Here is a 23,436-nt window from a genome sequence, read left to right on the forward strand (position 1 = left end):
GTCACAGTGCGGCCTCCAGGAGTCGTCGGGTGTAGTCGTGTGCGGGCGCCGACAACACGTCCGTGACGAGGCCCTCCTCGACGAGGCGACCGTCCCGGCACACCAGCACGCGTTCGCACACCGACGCGATCACGGCGAGGTCGTGGGTGATGAACAGCAGTGCACTGCCGCGGTCACGCACGCCTTCGGCGATGAGGTCGAGCACCTGCGCCTGCACCGTCACGTCGAGCGCCGTGGTGGGTTCGTCGCAGATCAGCAGCGACGGGTCGTTGGCGAGCGCGATCGTGAGCAGCACCCGTTGCCGCTGGCCTCCGGAGAGTTCGTGAGGGTAAGCACGTGCCGTCCGCTCGGGCAGGCCGACGCGGTCGAGCAGTTCCCGGGCGCGTTCGGCCGCCCTGCGACGGGACGTGCCGTGGATCGTGAGGGTCTCGGCGACCTGCCTGCCGATGCGCATCGCCGGGTTGAGCGCGGTCATCGGCTCCTGGAACACCATGCCGAGGTCCTTGCCGCGTAGCCGCGAGAGGTCGCGTTCCGGGGCTCCGAGGAGTTCGCGTCCGCGCAACGTCACCGATCCCGACGGTGACATCCCGTCGGGTAGCAAGCCCATGATCGCCGACGCGGTCAGGGACTTGCCCGAGCCGGACGCGCCGATCAGCCCGACCCGCTCCCCGGGCGCGATGTGGAACGACACGTCGTCGACCAGGGTCACGTCGCCGTTCGCGATGCTCAGCCCGTCGACGTTCAGCAGCTCGTCACGTTCGGGTTCACGGTGCAGCCCTTGATCGAGGGAAGAACCGGAGCTGTCAACGCCCCCAAGGTGCCCCTGGGGGTGGACGGGTTCGCTCATCGGCGGGCCTCCAGGCGCGGGTCGAAACGGTCGCGGAGGCCGTCGCCGAGCAGGTTGAAACCGAGCACGACCGCGGCGATCGCCAGGCCCGGAACGAGCGCCAGCCGCACGTCGACGGCCAGCAGTTCCTGCGATTCCTGCAACATCCGCCCCCATGACGGCGTCGGCGGCGCGGTGCCGAACCCGAGGAACGACAACGCCGCCTCGGCGAGTACCGCCATCGCGAACGACACCGACGACTGCACCACGACCATGCCCGAGATGTTCGGCAGGACGTGCCGCCAGGCGATCCAGGACCGCGACCGGCCACCGGCCCGGGCGGCGAGCGTGTACTCCCGTGAGAGCACCTGCATCGTGCCCGCCCGCGCCACCCGCGCGAACGCAGGCACGGTCGCCACTCCGATCGCGATCATCGCCGTCAACGTGCTCGCCCCGTAGACGGCGGCGAGCATGATCGCCAGCAGCAGCGCGGGGAACGCCAGCACAAGATCGCTGGTGCGCATGACGAACTCGCCGAGCCACCGCGGCCCCATCGCCGCCAGCACCCCCAGCGGCACCCCGACCACGGCGGCCACGCCCACGGCGACGATCCCGACGTACAGCGTCGTCTGCGCACCGACCATGAGCTGACTGAAGACGTCGCGGCCGAACTTGTCGGTGCCGAGCAGGTGGTCCGACGTCGGGCCGAGCAGCCGCACGCTCGCGTCGACGGCCTGCGGATCGAGCGGAGTCCACACGAACGACACGAGGGCCGTCACCACGACCAGCCCCACGAGTGACCCACCGACGACGAGGTTTCCGCGCATCACGACCTCCGCAGCCGGGGATCGAGCACTGTGTAGAGCACGTCGACCAGGAAGTTCACGAGCAGCACGCCGACGACGAGCACCAGCACGATGCTCTGCACCGCCAGCAGGTCCCGTGCCGCCACCGAGTCGAGCAGCATGCTGCCCAGCCCCGGCAGGACGAACACGCGCTCGATCACCACAGCGCCGACGAGCAACGTCGCCAGCTGCACCCCGAGGACCGTCACCACCGGTACCGCGGCGTTCCGCAACCCGTGCCGCACGAGCGCCGGGTACGGCCGCAGCCCCTTCGCCCGTGCGGTGCGCAGGAAGTCCTCCCGCTGCACGTCGAGCACCGCCGACCGCACGTACCGCGTCAGCACAGCTCCCTGCACCAGACCCAGCGAGACCGCGGGCAGGATCAGCCCCCGCAGCCAGGCGCCGAGGTCGTAGGCGGGAGGTGTCCAACCGCCCGACGGCAGCCAGCCCAGCTGCACCGAGAACACCTGCACCAGGATGATCGCCGCCAGGAACGCCGGCACCGCCACGCCGACCTGCGCCGCTGCCGACACTCCGACGCCGCTCGGCTTGCGGTGCCGCACTGCGGCGACGATCCCCAACGGCACGGCGATCAGTACCGCGACGAGCATCCCCGCGCCGACCAGCCACAGGGTCACGCCCAGCCGGTCGACGAGTTGCGGCCCGATCGGTTCCTTCGTCACGTACGACGTGCCGAAGTCGCCGGTCAGCAGTCCGCCCATCCAGTCGAGATACTGCGTCACCAGTGGCCGGTCCAGGCCGAACTGCTGCCGCGTCTGTTCGACGAGTTCCGGCGTCGCGTTCACCCCGAGCGCGACCTGCGCCGGATCGCCGGGCAGCACCGCCATGAACGCGAACACCACGACCGACGCGACGAACCCGCTCGCCACGAAGATCACCAGCCTGCGGGCGATCGCCGCAGCAGGCCCCGCACCCGCCGCGAGCCGTTCGGCGGTCGTCATGACGACCCCTGCCGCCGGAGCCCTGTGAGGTCGAACGCCTCGCTCACCTGGTTGGCCTGCAGCCCGCGGACCTCGTTCTTCGCGACGACGATGTTCGGGAACAGGAACAGCCAGTTGGCGGCGGCGTCGTCGGACAACGTCCTGGCGACCTCGCGCATATCGGAGATGTACTCCCGTGGCGGCGCGGTGTCGGCCTCCGAGAGTAGGCGCTGCACTCGGCGGCTGTCGTAGCCCCAGTAGAACTCGGGATCGCCGAACGTCGTGATGTCCTGCGGTTCGACGTGCTGGACGATCGACATGTCGTAGTCGCCGTCGGTGAAGACCTGCTGCAGCCACACCGCGGGGAAGTCGAGCGGTTCGATGTCGACGGTCACACCGATCTTCTTCAGGTGCGATGCGATGACCTGGGCCGACGACACGGCGTACGGCAGGTTGGCGATCCGCAGGTTCAACCGCAGCGACTCGTGTCCGGCCTCGCGCAACAACCTGCGGGCGCGCTCCGGGTCGTACGGGTACTCGCCGGAGAGGTCCTCGAACCACGGGTCCGTGGGCGGAACCATGCTGCCGATCAGCTTCCCTCGCCCACCCCATGCGGCCTCGAGCAGCGCCTTCCGGTCGATGGCGTACGTCAACGCCTTCCGCACCCGCACGTCGTCGAGCGGCGCACGGCGGTTGTTGTAGGCGAGCACGACCTCACCGTTCGTCGTGCCCTGCAGCACGCGGAAGCGGTTGTCGGCCTCGAACTGCGGCACCGAATCGGGCGCGGTCACCCCGGAGATGACGTCGATGCCGCCGGAGAGCAGTGCGTTGTTCAGCGCGGTCGCGTCGGCGTAGTACTTGAGCACGACCGTGCCGTAGTCGGGTTCGGGTCGAGGATCGCCGGGCCGGCTGTACTCCGGGTTGCGGGTGAGCACGACCGAATCGCCGCGGCGCCTGCTCTCGACGTCGTACGGACCGGTGCCGACGGGATCGTTCGCGAGGTCGGACACACCGTTCGGGTCGAACATCGCGCCGATCCGGGTCGTCATGGCACGCAGCCACGAGTTGCTCGGTCTGCTCAGCACCACGCGGGCGTGGTGCTCGCCGACCACCTCGACGCGGTCGACGACGTCCATTCCGGACTTCAGCGAAATGGTCCAGTCCCGCTGCACCCGCTCGATGGAGAACTTGACGTCCGAGGCGGTGAACGGCTCGCCGTTGCTGAACGTCGCGTTGTCACGCAGGTGGAAGTCGTACACCGTCCGGTCGTCGCTGATGTCCCACGACTCGGCGAGGCCCTCGGTGATCCGACCGTCGGAGTCGATCTTCACCAGCGTCTCGTAGACGTTGTAGAGCAGCGCCTGCGGAATCGCGGCACCGTCGGTGGTGGTGAAGTCGAAGTTCTGCGGCTCCGCGGTGAACCCGACGGCGAGCGTCGAAGGGCCACCCGCCACCATCGCCGTCGATCCGGCGGTGCAACCGGCCAGGGCGAGGGGCGCGGCCAACACCGCGGCGGACACCAGCGCCGAGAGCGCCGACGGCCGTGTCGACATCCGTCACCGCCTCCCGACCGCTCCGGAGAACCCGATCAGCAGGTGACAGTGGCACCGCGAAGATCAACGGTCAAGAGGGTCGACCACCCAGCGCAGCCGACAGGTCCCGCCACAGGTCCTCGGGGTCTTCGAGGCCGACACTCAGCCGTAACAGGCCCGGCGCCACGTGCGAGTCGCCCGGCAGGTGGGCGCGCCGTTCGACGGTGCTCTCGACCCCGCCGAGGCTCGTCGCATTATGAATGAGTTTCAAGTTCGCGCAGAGGTGTTCGGCGGCGTCGCCGTCGGCGAGGTCGAACGAGAGCATCGCGCCCTTCCCCGGGTAGCGCACCCGCTCGACGGTCGGGTTCCCGCCGAGCCGTTCGGCCAGCACCGCCGCGGTCTTCGACGCCTCGGCCAGCCGCACCCCGAGCGTGCGCAACCCACGCAGCGCCAGCCACGCCTCGAGTGCACCGGGTGTCGTGCCCGTCCGCGTGCGCGCCTCGCGCAGCGAGGTCGACAACTCGTCACGGCCGGTCACCGCCACGCCGAGGAGCAGGTCGCTGTGTCCGCCGATGAACTTGGTGACGCTGTGTACGACCACGTCGGCACCCAGACCGAGGGGCTGTTGACCGATCGGGGTGGCGAACGTGTTGTCGACGACCGTCAGCGGCGTGGCGTCACTCGAACGGGCGGCGTCCAGGATCGTGGCGAGGTCCATGACGTCGAGCGTCGGGTTGGTGGGCGATTCGAGCCACAGGACGTCGACCTCTCCCGCCGCGGCCACCCACGCATCGGTGTCGGTGGGTTCGATGCGCCGGACCGAGAGCCTGCCCTGCTGGTGGGCGTGGTCGAAGGCGCTGCGCGTCCCGGCGTAGCTGTAGACGGGCACGGCGATCGTCGCGCCCACGGGCAGGAGGGCGAGCACGGCCGTGACGGTGGCCATGCCGGAGGCGTAGGCCGTTGCGGTGCCGCCTTCGAGTGCACCGACGGCCTCCTCGAACGCCGCCCACGTGGGAGTGCCGACCTCGCGCGAGTACTCGAGGCCGAGAGCACTGGCCGACACGAGGGGGACGTTGGCCGGACTGCCGTCACCGGCGTCGGGGCGGCCGGCGAGGATGGCGCGAGTGCGCGGGGACCACGAATCGTTCACGCGGCCAACCGTAGCCGTGCCCACTGCGTGCGTCCCGTCAACGAGATCAACGCGATGTCGCATCTCCCCGGTGGCACGTGGATTCGCAACACGGTCCCCGGAACCCGCAACACGGTCCCCGGAATGCACAACACGGCGTCGTGAAGCATGACGAGGATCAAAAAAACGAAGGCGCCCCAGCGATGAGCGTGGGGCGCCTTCGATCGAGTGCGCGAGGTGGGAGTTGAACCCACACGTCCTTTCGGACACACGGACCTGAACCGTGCGCGTCTGCCATTCCGCCACTCGCGCGAGTGCCTCTCTGCGGCAGCACCAATAGCCTAGCAGGCCGTTTCAGGGGCTTTCACCGGCCCCGGTGTCATGGGCGCCAAACCCAGATACGATCGATGGACGAGGGGCGTTCACCAGGGAGGAGGTTGTCCGGATTGGGTCGTGTTCAGCGTTTTGACCGGCGCCTCGAAAGTCTGGTGGGCAACACCTTCGCCCGGATGTTCGGTGGCAACGTCGTCACGGAGGAAGTGGCGCACAGTCTGGAGCGCGAGAGTGAGGACAACGTTCGTGAGCTCGCGGGCGGGCGGAAGCTCGCTCCGAACCACTACATCGTCTCCTTGGGTGCTGCAGATCACGATCGGATGGCGGGCGATGAGCAGCGGGTCACCGGATTGCTGGCGGATGCCGTCTCACAGCATCTGTCCGAACACGGTTGGGACACCTATGGTGACGTCGTAGTTTCGCTAGAGCGCAACGAAGCGCTGCATACTGGACAGTTCAAGACCCGCTCGACCGTTGATCCCGACGTCACCGCAGCATTTGATGGCGACGGTCAAGCACGGCCGGCACGAACCAGCGACGCAGGAGACCGAGCAATGAGCCAGCCCGGCGGCTACGGCCAGTACGACCAGGGTGACCCGTACGGCCAGGGCCAGTACGGATACGGACAGGGACAGCCCGGCTACGACCAGTACGGCCAGGACCCGTACGGCCAGGGTTACGGCCAGCCCGGGTACGACCAGTACGGCCAGCAGGGCTACGACCAGGGCTACGGTCAGCCCGGCTACGACCAGTACGGCCAGGACCCCTATGCCCAGGGTTACGGCCAGCCCGGCGGCTACGACCCCGGTTACGGCCAGCCCGGCTACGACCAGGGTTACGGCCAGCCGCCGCAGCAGGACCCGTACGGCCAGGGTTACGGCCAGCCCGGCGGCTACGACCCCGGTTACGGCCAGCCCGGTTACGGCCAGCCCCCGCAGGACCCGTACGGCCAGCCTCCCGGCGGTTACGACCAGGGCTACGCGGCCCCGCCGAGCCCTCCCGGCGGCTACCCGGCGCAGGCCCCGCCCCCGCAGTCGGACCCGTACGGCCAGCCCGCACAGGACCCGTACGGCCAGCCCGGTTTCGGCGCGCCCGGCGCACCCGGTGCACCGGCGGGCGCCCCGCCGCGGCCGCTGGCGGCGTCGCTGCAGCTCGACGACGGTTCCAACCGGAACTACTCCCTCAAGCAGGGCAGCAACGTCGTGGGCCGCGGCCAGGACGCCGACTTCCGTCTCCCGGACACGGGTGTGTCGCGTCGCCACCTGGAGATCACGTGGGACGGCCAGAGCGCCACGCTCGCCGACATCGGTTCGACGAACGGCTCGACGGTCAACGGCACGCCGGTCCAGACCTGGCAGCTGGCCGACGGTGACGTGATCCGCGTGGGTCACTCGTCGCTGGTTTTCCGGACCCAGGGCTGAGCGAATCCGGGTTTCGGCCGGACCTGGGGCTGCGGAACCCGGATTTTTCGGCAATCCCGCATGGGCGCCGCGTGCTGGTCACGCATAATGGCGGCCATGTGGGGGCCTGCGGCGTGTTCGCCGTGGGGCGAGCGCGAAAAGGCGGGAGCTGACACAACAGGTGCCGGAGCTGGTCGTACAACTCACCAGAGCAGGGTTTCTGCTCTTGCTGTGGCTGTTCGTGTTCGCCGCGCTGCGCGTGGTGCGTTCGGATCTCTACGCGGCGTCCGGCCTGCGGGTGAACCTCCCCAGTCTGCGCCGCGGCAAGGACAAGAAACGCCCACGTGCAGGCGGACGCGGCGGCGGGAAGATGCCGCGGCAGCTCGTCGTCACGCAGGGTGCCCTGTCCGGCACGCGCATCGCACTCGACGGCAAGCCGATCATGATCGGCCGTGCCGACGACTCCACTCTGGTGCTCGACGACGACTACGCGTCGACGCGCCACGCTCGCATCTCCCTACGCGGAGACGAGTGGTACGTGGAAGACCTGGGCTCGACGAACGGCACCTACCTCGACCGGGCTAAGGTCACTGCACCCCTCCGAGTCCCGCTCGGCGTCCCCATCCGGATCGGCAAGACGGTGATCGAGCTTCGCCCATGACTCTCGTCCTTCGCTACGCGGCACGCAGTGACCGCGGCCTGGTGCGATCCAACAACCAGGACTCGGTATATGCCGGCCCCCGCCTGTTGGCGCTGGCCGACGGTATGGGCGGCCACGCCGCCGGTGAGGTGGCCAGCAAGGTCGTCATCGCGTCGTTGGCTCCGCTCGACGACGACGAACCCGGTGACGACCTGGTCAGCCAGCTCCGTGACGCCACCATCCAGGGCAATCAGGCCATCGCCGAACTGGTGTCGAACGACCCCGAGCTCGACGGCATGGGTACGACGCTCACGGCGGCGTTGTTCTCGGGATCGAAGCTCGGCATGGTCCACGTCGGCGATTCGCGTGCGTACATGCTGCGCGGCGGGCAGTTCTCACAGATCACGCGCGACGACAGCTTCGTCAACGAGCTGATCGAGCAGGGACGGATCACCGAGGAGGAGGCGGCGACGCATCCGCAGCGTTCACTCCTGCTCAAGGCGCTGACCGGCAGCGAGGTCGAACCGAGCCTGACGGTGCGTGAGGCTCGCGCGGGCGACCGGTACCTGTTCTGTTCGGACGGACTGTCGGGCATGGTCAGCAACGAGACGCTGGCCGAGGCGATGCAGATCCCGGACCCGCAGGAGTGCGCCGACCGGATGATCGAGCTGGCGCTCAAGGGCGGCGGTACGGACAACGTCACGGTGATCATCGCCGACGTCGTGGACGTCGACTACGGCGAGAACGCCCCGATCGTGGGTGGCGCCGCGGGCGACGGCACCGACGAGGGCCCGCAGGGCGACTCCCCGGCGGCGCGGGCGCGTGCGCTCACGGCTCCGCAGCAGCAGGCGTCCCCGGCGCAGCAGGCCGAAACGGGCCCGCCGCCGGAGGATCCGAAGGCGAAGCGGCGCAAGCGCATCCGCCTACTCGTCGGCATCGGGCTCGCGATCGTGCTGCTCGCGGCCGCGGCGATCACGACGCGGTACTTCGTGATGAGCCAGTACTACGTCGGGGTCGGGTCGAACAACGAGGTCGTCATCTACCAGGGCATTCCCGGCAGCGTGCTCGGTCTGGACCTGCACGAGGAGGCCGAGGGGTCGTGTCCCCCGTCCTCGACGCTGTGCGAGCCGCTGCGTCTGCAGGACCTGCAGCAGGACGCGCGCTCGGCAGTGTCGAACTCGGTCAAGCGCGACGACCTGGCGTCGGCGCGGGAGTACATCGACACGCTGCGCCGCAACAACATGCTGGAGATCTGCGACGACCAGCAGGAGCAGCCGCAGGGCGGCGGCATCATCGGCGGCATCGGTGACGGCGAGCGGCAGCAGAACGACAACGGCGGCACCGGCGGCACCGGCGACTCCGGGCAGGACCGGCGGAACCAGAACGACTCGGCATCGGGTGAAGCCACCACGCAGGCGGGACAGGACCAGCAGCCGGGGGTGGACTGCCGTCCGGCGCCCGGCTCGGGCGGTAACTGATGGCCGCGGCCGCAGGCAACCAGAGCGCGGTCGGGCAGCAGTACACCACGAACCCCCCTCGTGAGCTGCCGAAACGCCGCGGCACGGAGCTGATGCTGCTGGCGTTCGCGGCCGTGATCGTCACGACGGCGTTCGTGTTGGTGCAGATCAACCAGGAACAGTCACTGTCGTGGTCGATCCTCTGGTACGGCGGCGCCTACCTGGCGATCTTCAGTGCGGCACACGTGGCGGTGCGGCGCTGGGCGCCGTACGCGGATCCGCTGATCCTGCCGTGCGTGGCGCTGCTCAACGGACTCGGGCTGGTGGCGATCTACCGGCTCGATCTCGCGGAGGCCGAACGCGCGCGTTCCCTGGGCGAGGAATTCGCGGGCAGCGCGCCGCGGCAGGTGCTGTACACGGTGGTGGCGCTGGCGCTGTTCCTCGCGGTGCTGCGCGTCATCAAGGACCACCGCACGCTCACCAGCTACGCCTACACGGCAGGCTTGGCGGGCCTCATCCTCCTGGCGCTGCCCGCGATGCTCCCGGCGTCGTTGTCGGAGGTCAACGGCGCGAAGGTGTGGCTGCGGCTACCGGGCTTCTCCATCCAACCGGGCGAGTTCGCCAAGATCCTGTTGATGATCTTCTTCGCGTCGTTCCTCGTCGCGAAACGGGATCTGTTCATGACGGCGGGCAAACGGATCCTGGGCGTCGAACTGCCGCGCGCGCGGGACCTGGGGCCGATCATCATCGCTGCCGTGGTGTGCCTCGGCATCCTCGTGTTCGAGCGTGACCTCGGCACCGCGCTGCTCTTCTTCGGCATCACGCTGATGATGTTGTACGTCGCCACCGAGCGCGCGATCTGGGTCGTCGTCGGGCTGAGCATGTTCCTGGTGGGCGCGTTCATCGCCTATCAGCTCTTCACCCACGTGCAGCAGCGTGTCACCAACTGGATCGACCCGCTGGCGACCTACGACGACCCGGGCGGCGGTTACCAGATCGCGCAGGGACTGTTCGGGCTCGGTACCGGCGGCGTGTTCGGTACCGGACTGGGTGCGGGCAGGCCGGAGATGGTGCCGGAGGCGCACACCGACTTCATCAGTGCGGCGCTCGGCGAGGAGATCGGGTTCGTCGGCCTCGCCGCCGTGCTGCTGTTGTACCTGCTGCTGGCGATGCGCGGGATGCGCAGTGCGCTGGCGGTGCGCGACACGTTCGGCAAACTGCTGGGCGGTGGCCTGTCCTTCGCGATCGTCATGCAGGTGTTCGTCATCGTCGGCGGGGTCACGAAGCTCATCCCGATGACGGGTGTGACCACGCCGTTCCTGTCCGCGGGCGGGTCGTCGTTGCTCGCGAACTACATCCTGGTGGCGCTGTTGCTGCGCATCTCGGACACGGCCCGCAGGCCCATTCAGCAGAAGCCGAGTGGTGAGGCTCCGCCGAAGCAGCTGGCGCCGATCGCCGAGGCGCACACCGTGATGGTGCAGCGCCCGCCGCAGACGCCGGCCGAGGGCGGCCCTGCGTTGTCGGCTTCGGGAGGCCAACAGGGGCCGGGCCAACCCGCGCCGGGACAGCAGAACGCGGGACAGCAGAACCCGGGGCATCAGGCGGCAGGCCACCAGCCGGTGCCTCCCGCACCGGGCGGGCAGCAGTCTCCGGGCCAGGCCCGCGGGGGGCGGCAGACTCCGCCGCAGACCGCGCAACCCGCCTCGGACGGGCCACTGCCGTCAGGCCCGTCACAGACGGGCCCGCAACAGGCGGAGCCGTCGGCAGCGGCCGAGGAGCCCGCCTGGCCGACCGAGGACAGCACCGACGAACCGAACCGGCCGAAGGGGGATGACGCGACGTGAACACTCCCCTGCGCAAGGTCGGCATGGTCATGCTGGCCATGCTGACCCTGCTGCTGGCCAACACCACGTACGTCCAGGTGATCCGGGGCGACGACTACGCATCCGATTCGCGTAACTCGCGGGTGCTCTACGAGGAGTACTCCCGCGAGCGCGGCAAGATCGTCTCCGACGAGGCGGGGCAGGTACTGGCGGGCGTCGAACCGTCGAACGACAACTTCAACTTCCGGCGCACCTACCGCAACGGGCCGATGTACGCGCCCGTGACCGGCTATTACTCGATCATGTACGGCGCGGGCGGCATGGAGAACGCCGAGGACGCCTTCCTCAACGGCTCCGATCCGCGGTTGTTCGTGCGCAGACTGTCGGACATGGTCACCGGCCGCGACCCGCGCGGCGGCAATGTGCGGCTGACGATCAAGCCCGCGGTGCAGAAGGCCGCGTACCAGGCGATGACGGAGAACGGCTACACCGGCTCGGTCGTGGCGATGGACCCGAAGACCGGCCACATCCTCGGCATGGTGTCGACGCCGTCGTACGACCCCAACCGGTTGGCCTCCCACGACGGTGACAAGCAGCAGCAGGCATGGCAGGAGTACAGCGAGGCCGACGGCAACCCGATGCTGAACCGGGCCGTGCGCGAGACGTACCCGCCCGGGTCGACGTTCAAGATCGTCACGACGGCCGCGGCGCTCGAGGACGGGATGGCGCCGGACGCTGGCGTCACCTCCGACTCCGAGGTCACACTCCCGCACACGAGCACCCAGCTGGAGAACTACGGCGGGGCCACGTGTCCCGGCAACACCCTCAAGGACGCGCTGAAGTACTCGTGCAACACGGCGTTCGCGGAGATCGCGGGCGATCTCGGTCCTGAGAAGCTCCGCGCGACGGCGGCGAACTTCGGCATCGGCGAGGACGACATGCGGATCCCGCTCGGTGTCGTGCCGTCGAGCCTCGGCGAGTTGGAGAGCCCGGCCGCGCTGTACCAGAGCGGCATCGGCCAGCGGGACGTGCGGCTGACGCCGTTGCAGGACGCGCTGCTCGCGGCGACGGTCGCCAACGACGGCATGGCGATGAAGCCGAACCTGGTCAAGGCACGGTTGGCCCCGGACTTGTCGACCATCGAGGACATCGCCCCCGAGGAGCTCACCGGCGAACCGGCCATGTCGGCCGAATCGGCCGAGGCGCTGACGCAGATGATGATCCAGTCCGAGGAGAACACCGGCGGCGGTGGCAAGGACCCGGAGCTGAAGATCGCCTCGAAGACGGGTACCGCAGAGCACGGCTCCGACCCGAAGAACACCCCGCCGCACGCTTGGTACACGGCGTTCGCGCCGCACGACGACCCGAAGATCGCCGTCGCGGTGATCGTCGAGTCGGGCGGCAACCGCGGGCTGGCGGCCACCGGTGGGACGGTCGCCGCCGAGATCGCCAGGGCCACCATGTCCGCAGGGCTCGGGGGTGGCTAGATGCTGTCGACCGGACAACTGATCGCGGAGCGCTACCGCCTCACCAGCCAGATCGCCGTCGGCGGGATGGGCGAGGTGTGGGAGGCCAGTGACACACGTCTGGACCGGCCGGTGGCGGTGAAGATCCTCAAGGCCGAGTTGTCCGGCAACGCCGAGTTCCTGCACCGCTTCCGCGCCGAGGCGAAGACGACCGCGTCGCTGAACCACCAGAACATCGCCGCGGTGCACGACTACGGCGAGACCGAGGCCGGCGAGTCGGCCATCGCGTTCCTGGTCATGGAAATGGTGGAGGGTGAGCCGCTCGCGGAGATCGTGCAGCGCGAGGGCCGGATCTCGGCCGAGCGCACACTCGACATCCTCGAGCAGGCGGGCCATGCGTTGCAGGCCGCGCACGAGCGCGGGTTGGTGCACCGCGACGTCAAGCCGGGCAACATCATGGTCACGCCCGCGGGCGCGGTGAAGCTCACGGACTTCGGCATCGCGAAGGCCGCCGATTCGGCACCCGTGACGCGCAACGGCATGGTGATGGGCACCGCCCACTACATCGCCCCGGAACAGGCGCTCGGGCAGGACGCCGAGCCGGGCAGCGACGTCTACTCGCTCGCGGTGTGCGGGTACGAGTGCCTCGCTGGTCGCAGGCCGTTCCTGTCGGAGAACGCGGTGACGGTGGCGATGATGCACATCCGCGACGCGCCGCCGCCGTTGCCGCCGGACGTACCTCCCGCCGCGCGTGCCGTGATCGAAGCCACACTCGTGAAGGATCCGCGGCAGCGCTACGCCACCGGTGGCGAGTTCGCCGCCGCGGTCGCCGCGGTGAAGGCGGGACATCCGCTGCCGAGGCCGTCCGGGATGGCCGGCTACGGCACGGCGACAGGCCAGGTCACACAGGCCGGACAGCCGGTAAATCAGCCACAGCCGAATACGGTGGGGCAGGGTTCCCACCCGTCGATGCAGCCGGTGTCACCGGTCTCACCGGCTCAGAGTGGCGTCATGGGTTCCCACGGGGCCGCGTCCCACGGCATGACGCCGCCGGGCGTGGGCGCGCCGGGGGCTCACCAGCGACAGCGGCCCGCCGGGATGTGGATACTTCTCACGTTGGCCGCCGTGCTGGTCGTGGCCGTCGTCGCGGCGCTGCTGATCGTGCTGCTCGGGCAGGGTTCCGATCCGCCACCGGGACAGGTCGGCGACCAGCCGCCTCCGACCGGGGGTAACTGGTCGCAGGCGTCGGGCGACAACGGTGACGACGGGGTCATCGGCGGCGCAACCGGCGTGACCATCGCCGGTGAAACGACAACCGGTTCCGACGGCATCGCCGGGGCCCTGGACGAGAACGCAGAAGGCATGACGGGCACACCGTGGACGAAGTGGGACGGCACCGAGCAATGAGCGCACCGAGAATGCTCTCCAACCGCTACGAGCTTGGCGACACGCTCGGCTACGGCGGCATGTCCGAGGTCCACCACGCCCACGACGTCCGGCTCGGCCGCGAGGTGGCCGTCAAGATCCTGCGTGCCGACCTCGCCCGCGACCCCCAGTTCCAGGAACGGTTCCGCCGCGAGGCGCAGAACGCGGCCGCCCTGAACCACCCGGCCATCGTCGCCGTGTACGACACGGGTGAGGCCGACACCGAGTACGGCCCGCTGCCCTACATCGTCATGGAGTACGTCGAGGGCAGGACCCTGCGGGACATCGTCAAGACCGAGGGTCCGATGCCGGAGCAGCGGGCCATGGAGGTCATGGCGGACGTGTCCGCGGCACTCGACTTCTCGCACCGCCACGGCATCGTGCACCGCGACGTCAAGCCCGCGAACGTGATGATCACGCGGGGCGGTGCCGTCAAGGTGATGGACTTCGGCATCGCGCGCGCCGTCCACGACGGCCAGGCCGCGATGACGCAGACGGCCGCCGTCATCGGCACGGCGCAGTACCTGTCGCCGGAGCAGGCGCGCGGCGAGCGGGTCGACGCCCGCAGCGACGTCTACGCGGCGGGCTGTGTGCTGTACGAGCTGGTGACGGGCGACCCGCCGTTCACGGGTGACTCGCCGGTGGCGGTGGCGTACCAGCACGTTCGGGAGGACCCGAAACCGCCGTCGGCGATGAACCCGGAGGTCTCGCCCGAGCTCGACGCCGTGGTGCTGAAGGCGCTCGCGAAGGGTGCCGACAACCGCTACCAGTCGGCCGCGGAGATGCGCTCCGACCTGGTGCGCACGCTCACCGGGCAGCGCCCGTCGGCGCCGATGGTGATGTCCGACGAGGAACGCACCCAGGTGATGGGCGCGCCTGCGGGCGAACCGGACGGGAACTACGACGACGCCGACTACGCCCAGCCGTACGACGACGAGTACGAGCGCAGACGTCGTCGCCGGAAGGGCTGGCTCATCGCGCTGCTCGTGCTGCTCGGCGTGGGTCTCGTGGCGTTCGCCGCGTGGCTGGCGGGCGTGTTCGACAGCAACTCGACGACCGAACGGGCCGTGCCCGACGTCGTCGGGCAGCAGACCGCGGTGGCGACCGAGCGGCTCAGCAACGCAGGCTTCACCAACGTGCAGCAGGAAGAGGTCATCTGCCGCGCCCAGGCCGGCCGGAACGATCCGAACGCGTGCACCCCGGACCAGCGGGGAACGGTGCTGGCCGTGTCGCCGTCCGAGGGTACGCGGATGGACGTGACGAAACAGCTGACGCTGCAGGTGGGTGTCAAGCCGTCGCAGGTGCGGGTGCCCGACCTGCAGGGCCTGGACCAGGGCGAGGCCGAGCAGGCGCTGAAGGACGCCGGGCTGTCGCTCGACCAGGACGTGAACTACGAGGAGGTCGACGACTCGTCGGCCGTGGACACGGTCATCGGCCAGAACCCGGCCGCCCACCACGAGGTCGAATCGGGCACGAGCGTGACTATCACGCTGGGCAAGGCGCCCGAGAAGATCTCTGTCGAGAACATGCAGGGCAAGAAGTTCGCCGAGGCGAAGGCGAGGCTCGAGCAGCTCGGCTTCACGGTGTCGCGCACCACCACTGACAGCGAGCAGCCCCAGGGCACGGTGATCAGCCAGACGCCGAACGCGGGCGAGTTCGAACGCGGCCACACGATCCAGCTGACGGTGTCCAACGGCGCCAACCAGCAGATGGAAATGCCGGATCTGACCGGCAAGACGTACCAGCAGGCCGTGCAGGCGCTCAAGGACGCGGGCTGGAAGGGCGGCCAGCCGAGCCGGGTCGCGGACCCCGGCGCCGACGACGAGGAGGTCGGCAAGGTCACCAACAGCAGCCCGGCGCCGGGTGAGGCGATCACGAAGGGCCAGCCGGTGACGCTGTACATCGGCGCCGAGGAAGGCGAGTCCTCACCGCCGTCCAGTGGCGAGAACGGCGGCGGCGGTGACGACGACGGCGGGATCTTCGACCCGCCTGGTAACGGCCCCTGATCCCACCGCGATGAGCCGCGACGGCCGCGCCGCCCTGCCGGGTGGCGCGGCCGTTCTCGTGTGCGGCCGTTCTCGTGTGCGGGGCGTGACGCGTGAGCGGGCGTCCCGTGGGTCAGGCGGCTGCCTGCTGCAGGGACCGGGTGGCCTGTTCGAGGCTGTCGACGGTCGCGGGCGCCGTGGGGTGGCCCGCCGCTGCCATCCAGTTCGCGAGCATGCGGTGCCCGCCCTGCGTCAGGACGGATTCCGGGTGGAACTGGACGCCTTCGAGCGGCAGCTGCCGGTGCCGCATGCCCATGACGACGCCGGACTCGGTGCGGCCGGTGACCTCGAAGGTGTCGGGGATCGTCTCGGGCAGCACGGTCAGCGAGTGGTAGCGCGTGGCGGTGAACGGTGCGGGCAGACCCGCGAGCACGCCCACGCCGCTGTGCTGCACCTGGCTGGTCTTGCCGTGCAGCAGTTCGGGCGCGCGGTCCACGGTCGCGCCCCAGGCGACGCCGAGGGCCTGGTGGCCGAGGCACACGCCGAGCATCGGCACGCCGTCGGTGGCGCACCGGTTGATCACGTCGATGCTGCGGCCCGCGCGTTCGGGCGTGCCCGGGCCGGGCGAGACGAGCACGCCGTCGAACTGCGGAACCGTGTCCGGGTCGACGACGTCGCTCCGCCACACCTCGGGCTCGGCGCCGAGCTGCGCCAGGTACTGCACGAGGTTGTAGACGAAGCTGTCGTAGTTGTCGACGACCAGTACACGCATGACCGCAGGATACCGACCGAACCCCCTACTGCACCGAGACGTCGTTGAACGGCAGCATCGGCTCGAGCCACGGGAAGACGACGAACATCAGCAGCGCAACGACGGCCGCGACGAGCACGAGCGCCTCGACCGCGCGCAGGGCCACCGGTCCGGGCAGGTGGCGCCAGATCCAGCCGTACATGTCACGCCTCCCCGATCTCGGCCAGCAGGTCGTCGTAGCCGGTGCCCTGGGCCTTCTTGTACTGGTTCGTCAGCACCCCGTGGATGATCATGCGCTCGGCGTCGGAGAACTGCGGGTGGCACGTGGTGAGCGTGAGCAGCGACGCCTGCGACGCCTTCGGCAGCGGGTTGCGGGCCTTGTACGGCACGGGCGAGACGGCGTCGCCGCGGCTCGGCAGCACGATGCGCCTGCCGAACGTCTCGTCGTAGGCGTGCTGCTTGTCCTGCAGCGGGGCGACGTTGGCGCACCGCTGCTGCGTGCCCTTGCCCTCGGCCCAGCCGTCGACCTCGCCGGCCATGGGAAGCACGCGGTAGACGTAGAAGCTGTCGCCGGTCTCGATGACCACCGGGTCGCACGAGTTCAGCAGGTCCAGGTCGTTGAACGGGGCACCCTTGCCGACGCGGTGGCCGGCGACGCCCATGTTGCCGGGCTGCCCGGGCATGGCGGTGTCCTTGTAGTGCCCCGGGCCGATCTCCAGCGCCTTCGGGCCGACGCCCTCCTGGACGGTGAAGCTCCAGTCGACGCCGAACGTGGGGATGTACATGCGGGCGAACGCCTGGCCGTCGGCCGGATCGACGTGGAGCTGCCGCTCGTCCTGCGGCGCGTCGCGCCAGGCCTGCTCCAGCTGAGTGCTGGCCTCGCTCTGGAGCCTGCCGGACTTCCAGTTCGTGACGTACAGCTCGTAGACCACGAACAGCAACAGTACGAGACCGAGCGTGATGAGCAGTTCGCCGAAACCGCGGACCGCGGCGCGCACCTTGCCGCCGCGGGGACGCGGCGGTGCCGGCGGTCGGTCCGCGGTCCTCGCCGGGGGCGATTCCGCGCCTGCCGCACGGATCTGCGTGGTCTGCGGGTCCTCGTCGGACGTCGACAAGGGGGCTCCTCTCGCCCATGACTCCTGCCCGTGGTCGCGCGCGCCGGGCCTTCACGCGCAGCGTCGCCCCGACACGGTGTGCCGGGCTTCCCGCGGGCTCCTCAGTACTGCTTCGGACGCCTGGGCGCTTACGTTAACGTGTCTGGGTGACGGTGACTAAGGCACCGACACGCGTTTCGATTCGCAGAGTACGAGGGACATCAATGCCCAAGTCCAAGGTCCGCAAGAAGACGGCGTACACCCCGCCGGCCGACCGGAGAACTCCGGTCAAGGTCGCGGCGGCCGGTCCGTCGCCGCTTCCGTACAAGATCGTCATGTTCGGGTTGATGCTGCTGGGCCTGGCCTGGCTGGTCGTCAACTACCTCGCGGGCGACAAGATCCCCTTCATGTTGGAGCTGGGCAACTGGAACTTCGCGATCGGGTTCGCCCTGATGATCAGTGGCCTGCTCATGACGATGAAATGGCGTTGAGCCGATCGGCGGATCGGCTCGCTTCCGCCGCAGGACACCGGATTACACCGGTGTGATTGATCCCCACTGTGGACGCCCCTGTGGATAACTCAACTCTCAGTTGGTCGACGCATCCGGGGCTGGTGGCGATCGGCTGGGTGCTCGCCGTGGGGGCGGCTGCCGGCGCGCTCAGCGCCTCGACAGCCGCCGACCGGCCGGGCACGGTGCTGTTCGGCCTCGGAGCGGCGGCGATGGCGCTAGCGGCCGCGTACGGCACGTTCGTCCGGCCGCGGCTGACGGCCGACACCGCGGGCCTGCGGGTCCGCAGCCTCGGCGGCACCAGGCCGCTGGCCTGGCACGAGGTCCGGATCCGCCTCACGACGGTCCGCAGGATGGGCCGGGACGCGACCGCGCTGGAGATCGAACCCCTGTCGCCCGGACACCGTTCGCCCGAGACGCCCGCCGACGGCGACGCCGAACCGGACGAGGGCACCGGGCTCGTGGTCCTGGGCTGGCTGGAACTGGGTGTCGACCCTCGCGACGTCCACGACGACCTGACTGCCCTGCAGGCTCGAAGCTCAGGTCCCGGCGAGGACCGACAGGTCGGCGACTGACCGGCCGCTCGGCCACGCGCCGCGCAGCCGAGCGGCGGCGACGCGGGTGCCGGACATCAGACGTTGGTGCCCATGCACACCGCCGGGTAACTGCGGCAGATGTCGGCCGCGATCGTGGAGTCGCGGTAGATGATCAGGCCGACGCACGCGGCGGCCAGTAGCCCCACCATCGTGACCTGGTAGGCCGTACGGTCCTTCTTCGGGCCGTACAGCATCGCCACCATCACCAACGCGCCCGCTACCAGTCCGCCGAGGTGACCGAGCAGCGAGATGCCGGGGATGGTCACGGTCAGGACGAGGTTGATCGCGATGATGCCGATCGCGCCGCCGGGGTTGAGTTTCAGCCGCAGGACGGCGACGAGCAGCGCGCCCATCAGGCCGTACACGGCACCGGAGGCGCCTGCCGTTCCGACGTTCACGTCGCCGAGCAGGAACACGGCCGTCGACCCGCCGAGCAGCGACACGAGGTAGAGCGCGAGGAAACGGACCTTGCCGAGCAGCAGCTCGAGGTCCTTGCCGAGGATCCACAGCGCGAGCATGTTCATCGCGAGGTGGAGCAGGCCGTAGTGCAGGAAGCCCGAGGCGAGCAGCCGGAGCCACTCGCCGTGGACGTGGATGCCCAGCGGCCACAGCGAACCGCCGTCGAGCAGCGCCGAGTTCTGGTTGTTCATCGGGTCGCCCGCCTGCGCGGCGGTGACGACGTAGAACAGCACGTTGACCGCGATCAGCAGCGGCGTGACGACGGCCTTCGACGACACGCGCGCCCCGGCGACCGTGCGGTCGCCGGGGCGGAGCGGCTGTGGTCGGCGCTGCTGGGCACGTGCGGCTTCGACACAGTCGATGCACTGGTAACCGACGGATGCTTCGCGCAAGCAGTCCGGGCAGGCCGGACGGCCGCATCGCACGCAGCTCAAACCCGTCGGCTTGCTCGGATGCCACCAGCATCCGGGCCGGGCCCCGCCCTCGGCCCTGGCCGGTTCGTGGTCGGGCGGATACGGAGGCTGAGTCACTGCACGTGCCGAGGAGAGATCAGGAGCGTTCGATCTCGACCGACTCGATGACGATGTCCTCGAGCGGCTTGTCGGCCGGGCCGGTGGCGACGCGGCCGATCTCGTCGACGACGGCGCGCGACGAGTCGTCGGCGACCTCACCGAAGATCGTGTGCTTGAAGTTCAGGTGCGGCGTCGGCGCGACCGTGATGAAGAACTGGCTGCCGTTGGTGCCCGGTCCGGCGTTCGCCATGGCCAGCAGGTACGGCCGGTTGAACTGGAGCTCCGGGTGGAACTCGTCGTCGAACTTGTACCCCGGACCGCCGCGACCGGTGCCCGTCGGGTCACCGCCCTGCAGCATGAAGCCCTCGATCACCCGGTGGAAGATGGCGCCGTCGTAGAACGGACCGCTCTTCTCGCCCTTCGCGTTCGGCTGCGTGTACTCCTTCGTGCCCTCGGCGAGACCGACGAAGTTCGCGACCGTCTTCGGGGCGTGATCAGGGAAAAGGTTGATGGCGATGTCGCCACGGTTGGTGTGCAGAGTGGCCTTGAACTTGGTACCGACCACGCTCTCGTTGCTCTCAGTCACACGAATCATCGTGCCATCCCGGGCATAATCCGACGGTAAGGGGCAGGATGGCGGGTAGTGTGACACGCAGACAACCAACGAATAACGAGGTGGAGGCGATGACTCGAACCGCGGAGGCGGGTGAGTCCGTGAAGGACCGGCTGACCGACGGCACCGACGAGGTCGTGAAGTCCTCGCGACGCGCCCAGAAGAAGCTGGCCACGCAGGCCAAGAAGGCCAGCAAAGAGGTCTCCAAGAGCGCCAAGAAGGCCAAGCAGGTCGCCGACGATCGCCGCGGCGAGCTGACGGAACCGACGCGGAAGGCCAAGAAGGCCGCCGTGAAGGCCGCGAAGGCTGCGGGCGAGTCGAAGCGTCGTGCCAAGAAGGACTTCAAGATGGCCAAGAAGGACTTCAAGGTGGCGATGAAGGAGGCGAAGGGCGCTGCCGCCGGTGCGGAGACCGGCGAGAAGAAGAAGCGCAAGAAGCTTCCGATCGTGCTGGCCATCGCCGTCATCGCCGGTGTGGCGTACGCGCTGCGGCCGAAGCCGGAGGCCCCGGTGGCGCCGGCCCCGCCGCAGAGCACCGACAACCCGGAGACGGGTGCAGCGGCGAGCCACAACGGCCAGACGAGCGCGAAGCCTCAGTCGAAGCAGGTCTGACGGCCACCGCCACGCAGCGACGCCCGAGCGCAGCCCGGATCCCGATGACGGACACGGCCGAGCGTCGCAGAACCGAACACAGCGAAAGGGCGACCTCCCCGCATCGGGAGGTCGCCCTTTCGCGTGTGGTCGCCCGGGTCAGCCCGTGTACTTCTGGATGAGCGCGCCGAGCCGCGGCAGCGCCTCCACGACGTTCTCCTTGCCCTTCGGGCGGAGCTTCTCGTAGACCTTCTTGATGGAGTCACGCGAGGACTGCTCGGCGCGCGAGTCGGTGACCGACAGGAGCGCGTCGGCGGCCTCGTCACTCCGCGTGGGCAGGTAGGCGCCGAAGTCGCCGCCGCCGCTGGCCTTGAAGTCGGCGAAGATGGGCTCGAGCGCCGCGACGAAATCGTCGAGCAGGCTGTCCACAGCGGAACCGATGATGCCCGGCTTGATCTTCTTGACGGCGCCGTAGCCGGTCTTGATGACCGTGCCGGACACACCGCTCTTGTCGTCGACCTCCTGGTCGATGAGCGTGGTCAGGTCGGTGACGACGTCCGGACGACGGGTCGAGTCGAGCAGAGCTTCCTTGAGGGTGTCAGCCACGAGATCTTCCTTTGTCACTTCGAAATTCGGAGGGGGACCCGCGCAGAGCCGAACGGTCGATCGTCACCTGATCAGGGGAATCGGCGATTCTTGATCAACGCTGGGTGGTCTGCACGTGTGGCGCAACCCTAGTACACGGGTGTTTTCGTACTCACGTCGTGGCCCGTTCTCCGTCGTCGACCGATCACTCTGTGCGAGGAAGCCGAGGGACGACGGTGCAGAGGCGGTGGTCAGGCGGTGGTCAGGCGGTGGTCACAGCCCGAGCGTGGCGATGATGTCGCTCGCAACGGTCCTGGCCTTGACGCTCTGCGACTGGTTCGTCGTGACTACGACGGCCGTGCCCTGTTTCGCGACGGCGTAGACGGCGCCGTCGCGGTCGGCGAGGTAGCCGCCGCTCCAACCCGCGGGCTGTTCGGTGGGGTTGGACGTGTCGACGGGGGCGGCGCGGTCGACGATGCCCGTGGCGACGTCGGGCGCCCCGGTGAACACCTGCGTGGTCAGCTGCACCTCACCGTCAGGGCGGTAGAAGAAGCACGTCGGGTGCGGCTTCTCGGTGGAGGTGCGGACTTCGCTGACGCCCTGACCGTTGGCGCGTTCCGCCTCGGCTGTGGGCAGGTAGGGGCAGGCGTCGACGACCTGGGCCGGTTTCGGCTCGGGCGGCAGCTTCGGCTCGGGCTTGGTGCGTGTGACGGTACGGGTCTGTGGTTCCGCGGTGGTTCCGTCGTCGCCGCCGGGTTCCGGGATGTCGCAGCCGGCGAGCGTGACCGCCACGGCCGCGATGCCTGCGCAGGTACCGAACGCGAGAGGTCGTCGCATGGCGACCGAGTCAACCAGAAACCCGTTCCCGGCAGCCGGTGCACCCGAACGTGTCGGCCGGTGCGCATGGCCGGTTCACGCGTGGGCGGGCACTCTGGCGCCGAGGCCGGAACAACGGCCTCGGAAGTGACGACACGAGGTCGACGACATGCGAGGCGGCGACATGACTGGCGACGACGACGTCCGGGGCGGCCGGGCGACGACGGACGACGGACTCGCACTGCGGGTGGCCGAGCTCGTCGACGGCGTGGTGGTCGACGACGTCATCGGCTGTTACCTGCACGGCTCGTCGGTGCTGGGCGGCCTGCGGCCTGCCAGCGATCTCGACGTGCTGGCGGTGACGCGGCGCAGGCTCGACGACGACCGACGACGGGAACTGACACGCGGGCTGCTCGGGATGTCCGGCATCGGTGACGGATTGCGGCCGGTGGAGCTGATGGTGGTGGTCCGCAGCGACGTGGCGCCCGGTGACGCGGGTAGCGGTGGGGCGGTCGACGACACGGCCGGTCCTACGTCGGCATCGAGCGGCACGTCGCGGAGCGACGCCGAGGACAACGGTGCGACGCGAGAGGGTGACCAGCGGCGGTTCCCGCCGGTGGTCGACTACCTGTACGGCGAATGGCTCCGCGAGCGCTACGAAGCCGGTTACGTGCCGATGCCGGAGCCGATGGCGGATCTGGTGTTGGCGGTGGCCTCGGCGCTGGCGGGGAACCGGACGTTGGCGGGGCCGCCGCCCGGGGAGGTGCTGGCGCCGGTCACGCACGCGGACGTGGTCCGCGCGAGCCTGGCTGGCCTCGACGACGTACTGGCCGAGGTCGACACCGACACGCGGAACGCGATCCTGACGGTGGCGCGCGCGTGGGCCACGGTCGAGACGGGCGAGATCCTGCCGAAGGACGCGGCGGCGGCGTGGGCTGCGCAGCGGTTGCCGGAGGAGTACCGGGCGGTGACCGAGCACGCGCGGGCGCTGTACCTCGGCAGCGAGTACGCCGACGAGGTGTGGCCCGCCCACGTGCTGGCCCGGGTCCACGGTTGCGTCGACTGGATGGCGCAGGCGGCGCGACGATCGTGAAGCCCGGTGCCGGCGG

23 protein-coding genes and 1 tRNA gene are annotated in these 23,436 nt (G+C 69.5%); 11 read left to right on the forward strand and 13 right to left on the reverse strand.

Annotated elements, in window-relative coordinates:
* Nucleotide 1: 1 nt before the first annotated feature.
* The 6 genes from FHS23_RS02930 to FHS23_RS02955 form a co-directional block, all read right to left on the reverse strand.
* A complete protein-coding gene (locus tag FHS23_RS02930) occupies nucleotides 2-847 on the reverse strand; it encodes an ATP-binding cassette domain-containing protein (RefSeq protein ID WP_183647284.1) in 846 nt (281 codons plus the stop codon).
* Nucleotides 844-1,653 (reverse strand): ABC transporter permease, encoded by an 810-nt coding sequence (locus FHS23_RS02935; RefSeq protein WP_183647287.1) that lies wholly within the window; start codon nucleotides 1,651-1,653, stop codon nucleotides 844-846. Before FHS23_RS02935 ends, FHS23_RS02930 begins: the two co-directional genes overlap by 4 nt.
* On the reverse strand, nucleotides 1,653-2,633 hold the full coding sequence (locus FHS23_RS02940) for an ABC transporter permease (RefSeq protein WP_183647290.1): 981 nt from the start codon (nucleotides 2,631-2,633) through the stop codon (nucleotides 1,653-1,655). Before FHS23_RS02940 ends, FHS23_RS02935 begins: the two co-directional genes overlap by 1 nt.
* Nucleotides 2,630-4,165: an ABC transporter substrate-binding protein gene (locus tag FHS23_RS02945; RefSeq protein ID WP_183647293.1), complete on the reverse strand. Its 1,536-nt coding sequence runs from the start codon at nucleotides 4,163-4,165 to the stop codon at nucleotides 2,630-2,632. The genes FHS23_RS02940 and FHS23_RS02945 overlap by 4 nt, the downstream gene beginning before the upstream one ends.
* A 70-nt stretch (nucleotides 4,166-4,235) precedes the next feature.
* Nucleotides 4,236-5,294 carry a trans-sulfuration enzyme family protein gene (locus FHS23_RS02950; RefSeq protein WP_425501071.1) on the reverse strand — a complete coding sequence of 353 codons (1,059 nt, stop codon included), beginning with the start codon at nucleotides 5,292-5,294 and terminating at the stop codon, nucleotides 4,236-4,238.
* Nucleotides 5,295-5,502: 208 nt separating this feature from the next.
* Nucleotides 5,503-5,585, reverse strand: a tRNA-Leu gene (locus tag FHS23_RS02955).
* Nucleotides 5,586-5,719: 134 nt separating this feature from the next.
* Between FHS23_RS02955 and FHS23_RS02960 the strand changes: the two genes are divergently transcribed.
* The 7 genes from FHS23_RS02960 to pknB all read left to right on the forward strand — a co-directional run bounded on the left by FHS23_RS02960 (nucleotide 5,720) and on the right by pknB (nucleotide 15,823).
* Complete coding sequence (locus tag FHS23_RS02960) at nucleotides 5,720-7,027, forward strand: FhaA domain-containing protein (RefSeq protein ID WP_281372339.1); 1,308 nt, start codon at nucleotides 5,720-5,722, stop codon at nucleotides 7,025-7,027.
* A 160-nt stretch (nucleotides 7,028-7,187) separates the two neighbouring features.
* Nucleotides 7,188-7,667, forward strand: a complete 480-nt coding sequence (locus FHS23_RS02965) for an FHA domain-containing protein FhaB/FipA (RefSeq protein WP_183647303.1) — start codon at nucleotides 7,188-7,190, stop codon at nucleotides 7,665-7,667.
* Nucleotides 7,664-9,124 carry a PP2C family protein-serine/threonine phosphatase gene (locus tag FHS23_RS02970; protein ID WP_183647306.1) on the forward strand — a complete coding sequence of 487 codons (1,461 nt, stop codon included), beginning with the start codon at nucleotides 7,664-7,666 and terminating at the stop codon, nucleotides 9,122-9,124. Before FHS23_RS02965 ends, FHS23_RS02970 begins: the two co-directional genes overlap by 4 nt.
* Entirely contained in the window at nucleotides 9,124-10,947 is a 1,824-nt protein-coding gene (locus tag FHS23_RS02975) for an FtsW/RodA/SpoVE family cell cycle protein (protein WP_246381283.1), read from the forward strand. The genes FHS23_RS02970 and FHS23_RS02975 overlap by 1 nt, the downstream gene beginning before the upstream one ends.
* The gene (locus tag FHS23_RS02980) at nucleotides 10,944-12,413 is read left to right on the forward strand and encodes a penicillin-binding transpeptidase domain-containing protein (RefSeq protein ID WP_183647309.1); all 1,470 of its coding nucleotides are present in this window, start codon (nucleotides 10,944-10,946) and stop codon (nucleotides 12,411-12,413) included. The genes FHS23_RS02975 and FHS23_RS02980 overlap by 4 nt, the downstream gene beginning before the upstream one ends.
* On the forward strand, nucleotides 12,414-13,799 hold the full coding sequence (locus tag FHS23_RS02985) for a serine/threonine-protein kinase (RefSeq protein WP_183647312.1): 1,386 nt from the start codon (nucleotides 12,414-12,416) through the stop codon (nucleotides 13,797-13,799). It abuts the gene before it with no gap.
* A complete protein-coding gene (gene pknB, locus FHS23_RS02990; protein WP_183647315.1) occupies nucleotides 13,796-15,823 on the forward strand; it encodes a Stk1 family PASTA domain-containing Ser/Thr kinase in 2,028 nt (675 codons plus the stop codon). Before FHS23_RS02985 ends, pknB begins: the two co-directional genes overlap by 4 nt.
* 112 nt (nucleotides 15,824-15,935) lie before the next feature.
* On the opposite strand, the gene FHS23_RS02995 is transcribed toward pknB, so the two are convergent.
* From FHS23_RS02995 to FHS23_RS03005, 3 genes are read right to left on the reverse strand one after another with little or no spacing between them, the layout of a single operon-like run.
* A complete protein-coding gene (locus tag FHS23_RS02995) occupies nucleotides 15,936-16,574 on the reverse strand; it encodes an aminodeoxychorismate/anthranilate synthase component II (RefSeq protein ID WP_183647318.1) in 639 nt (212 codons plus the stop codon).
* Nucleotides 16,575-16,599: 25 nt separating this feature from the next.
* Nucleotides 16,600-16,755, reverse strand: coding sequence for a hypothetical protein (locus tag FHS23_RS03000; RefSeq protein ID WP_183647323.1), 156 nt, complete (start codon nucleotides 16,753-16,755; stop codon nucleotides 16,600-16,602).
* A 1-nt stretch (nucleotide 16,756) separates the two neighbouring features.
* Nucleotides 16,757-17,668: a class E sortase gene (locus FHS23_RS03005; RefSeq protein WP_183647326.1), complete on the reverse strand. Its 912-nt coding sequence runs from the start codon at nucleotides 17,666-17,668 to the stop codon at nucleotides 16,757-16,759.
* Nucleotides 17,669-17,871: 203 nt separating this feature from the next.
* Here FHS23_RS03005 and crgA point away from each other — a divergent pair, with 203 nt between their 5' ends.
* Both crgA and FHS23_RS03015 read left to right on the forward strand, forming a co-directional pair.
* Nucleotides 17,872-18,138, forward strand: coding sequence for a cell division protein CrgA (crgA, locus tag FHS23_RS03010; RefSeq protein WP_183647341.1), 267 nt, complete (start codon nucleotides 17,872-17,874; stop codon nucleotides 18,136-18,138).
* A gap of 80 nt (nucleotides 18,139-18,218) precedes the next feature.
* Nucleotides 18,219-18,731 carry a PH domain-containing protein gene (locus FHS23_RS03015; protein ID WP_183647344.1) on the forward strand — a complete coding sequence of 171 codons (513 nt, stop codon included), beginning with the start codon at nucleotides 18,219-18,221 and terminating at the stop codon, nucleotides 18,729-18,731.
* Between the two features lie 56 nt (nucleotides 18,732-18,787).
* Here FHS23_RS03015 and FHS23_RS03020 read toward each other — a convergent pair whose 3' ends face one another.
* Together FHS23_RS03020 and FHS23_RS03025 are read right to left on the reverse strand one after the other, a co-directional pair.
* On the reverse strand, nucleotides 18,788-19,741 hold the full coding sequence (locus tag FHS23_RS03020) for a rhomboid family intramembrane serine protease (RefSeq protein ID WP_183647355.1): 954 nt from the start codon (nucleotides 19,739-19,741) through the stop codon (nucleotides 18,788-18,790).
* Between the two features lie 19 nt (nucleotides 19,742-19,760).
* The gene (locus FHS23_RS03025; protein ID WP_183647358.1) at nucleotides 19,761-20,318 is read right to left on the reverse strand and encodes a peptidylprolyl isomerase; all 558 of its coding nucleotides are present in this window, start codon (nucleotides 20,316-20,318) and stop codon (nucleotides 19,761-19,763) included.
* Nucleotides 20,319-20,407: 89 nt separating this feature from the next.
* Here FHS23_RS03025 and FHS23_RS03030 point away from each other — a divergent pair, with 89 nt between their 5' ends.
* Entirely contained in the window at nucleotides 20,408-20,947 is a 540-nt protein-coding gene (locus FHS23_RS03030; protein ID WP_183647361.1) for a hypothetical protein, read from the forward strand.
* Between the two features lie 138 nt (nucleotides 20,948-21,085).
* Here FHS23_RS03030 and FHS23_RS03035 read toward each other — a convergent pair whose 3' ends face one another.
* Complete coding sequence (locus tag FHS23_RS03035) at nucleotides 21,086-21,532, reverse strand: DUF6918 family protein (RefSeq protein WP_183647364.1); 447 nt, start codon at nucleotides 21,530-21,532, stop codon at nucleotides 21,086-21,088.
* 252 nt (nucleotides 21,533-21,784) lie between these two features.
* Entirely contained in the window at nucleotides 21,785-22,348 is a 564-nt protein-coding gene (locus FHS23_RS03040; protein ID WP_183647367.1) for a DUF2020 domain-containing protein, read from the reverse strand.
* Between the two features lie 163 nt (nucleotides 22,349-22,511).
* On the opposite strand from FHS23_RS03040, the gene FHS23_RS03045 reads away from it, so the two are divergent.
* Nucleotides 22,512-23,420, forward strand: a complete 909-nt coding sequence (locus FHS23_RS03045; protein ID WP_183647370.1) for an aminoglycoside adenylyltransferase domain-containing protein — start codon at nucleotides 22,512-22,514, stop codon at nucleotides 23,418-23,420.
* Nucleotides 23,421-23,436: the final 16 nt, after the last annotated feature.

Source organism: Prauserella isguenensis (assembly GCF_014191605.1).
Classification (GTDB): Bacteria; Actinomycetota; Actinomycetes; order Mycobacteriales; family Pseudonocardiaceae; genus Prauserella; species Prauserella isguenensis.

What these genes read in the sequence shown, in the direction of transcription:
- FHS23_RS03030 (WP_183647361.1), top strand. Translation starts at nt 20,408, where the DNA reads ATGACTCGAACCGCGGAGGCGGGTGAGTCCGTGAAGGACCGGCTGACC.
- pknB (WP_183647315.1), top strand. Translation starts at nt 13,796, where the DNA reads ATGAGCGCACCGAGAATGCTCTCCAACCGCTACGAGCTTGGCGACACG.
- crgA (WP_183647341.1), top strand. Translation starts at nt 17,872, where the DNA reads ATGCCCAAGTCCAAGGTCCGCAAGAAGACGGCGTACACCCCGCCGGCC.
- FHS23_RS02945 (WP_183647293.1), bottom strand. Translation starts at nt 4,165, where the DNA reads ATGTCGACACGGCCGTCGGCGCTCTCGGCGCTGGTGTCCGCCGCGGTG.
- FHS23_RS03025 (WP_183647358.1), bottom strand. Translation starts at nt 20,318, where the DNA reads ATGATTCGTGTGACTGAGAGCAACGAGAGCGTGGTCGGTACCAAGTTC.
- FHS23_RS03045 (WP_183647370.1), top strand. Translation starts at nt 22,512, where the DNA reads ATGACTGGCGACGACGACGTCCGGGGCGGCCGGGCGACGACGGACGAC.
- FHS23_RS03000 (WP_183647323.1), bottom strand. Translation starts at nt 16,755, where the DNA reads ATGTACGGCTGGATCTGGCGCCACCTGCCCGGACCGGTGGCCCTGCGC.
- FHS23_RS02975 (WP_246381283.1), top strand. Translation starts at nt 9,124, where the DNA reads ATGGCCGCGGCCGCAGGCAACCAGAGCGCGGTCGGGCAGCAGTACACC.
- FHS23_RS02930 (WP_183647284.1), bottom strand. Translation starts at nt 847, where the DNA reads ATGAGCGAACCCGTCCACCCCCAGGGGCACCTTGGGGGCGTTGACAGC.
- FHS23_RS02985 (WP_183647312.1), top strand. Translation starts at nt 12,414, where the DNA reads ATGCTGTCGACCGGACAACTGATCGCGGAGCGCTACCGCCTCACCAGC.
- FHS23_RS02935 (WP_183647287.1), bottom strand. Translation starts at nt 1,653, where the DNA reads ATGCGCGGAAACCTCGTCGTCGGTGGGTCACTCGTGGGGCTGGTCGTG.
- FHS23_RS03040 (WP_183647367.1), bottom strand. Translation starts at nt 22,348, where the DNA reads ATGCGACGACCTCTCGCGTTCGGTACCTGCGCAGGCATCGCGGCCGTG.
- FHS23_RS02940 (WP_183647290.1), bottom strand. Translation starts at nt 2,633, where the DNA reads ATGACGACCGCCGAACGGCTCGCGGCGGGTGCGGGGCCTGCTGCGGCG.
- FHS23_RS02995 (WP_183647318.1), bottom strand. Translation starts at nt 16,574, where the DNA reads ATGCGTGTACTGGTCGTCGACAACTACGACAGCTTCGTCTACAACCTC.
- FHS23_RS02970 (WP_183647306.1), top strand. Translation starts at nt 7,664, where the DNA reads ATGACTCTCGTCCTTCGCTACGCGGCACGCAGTGACCGCGGCCTGGTG.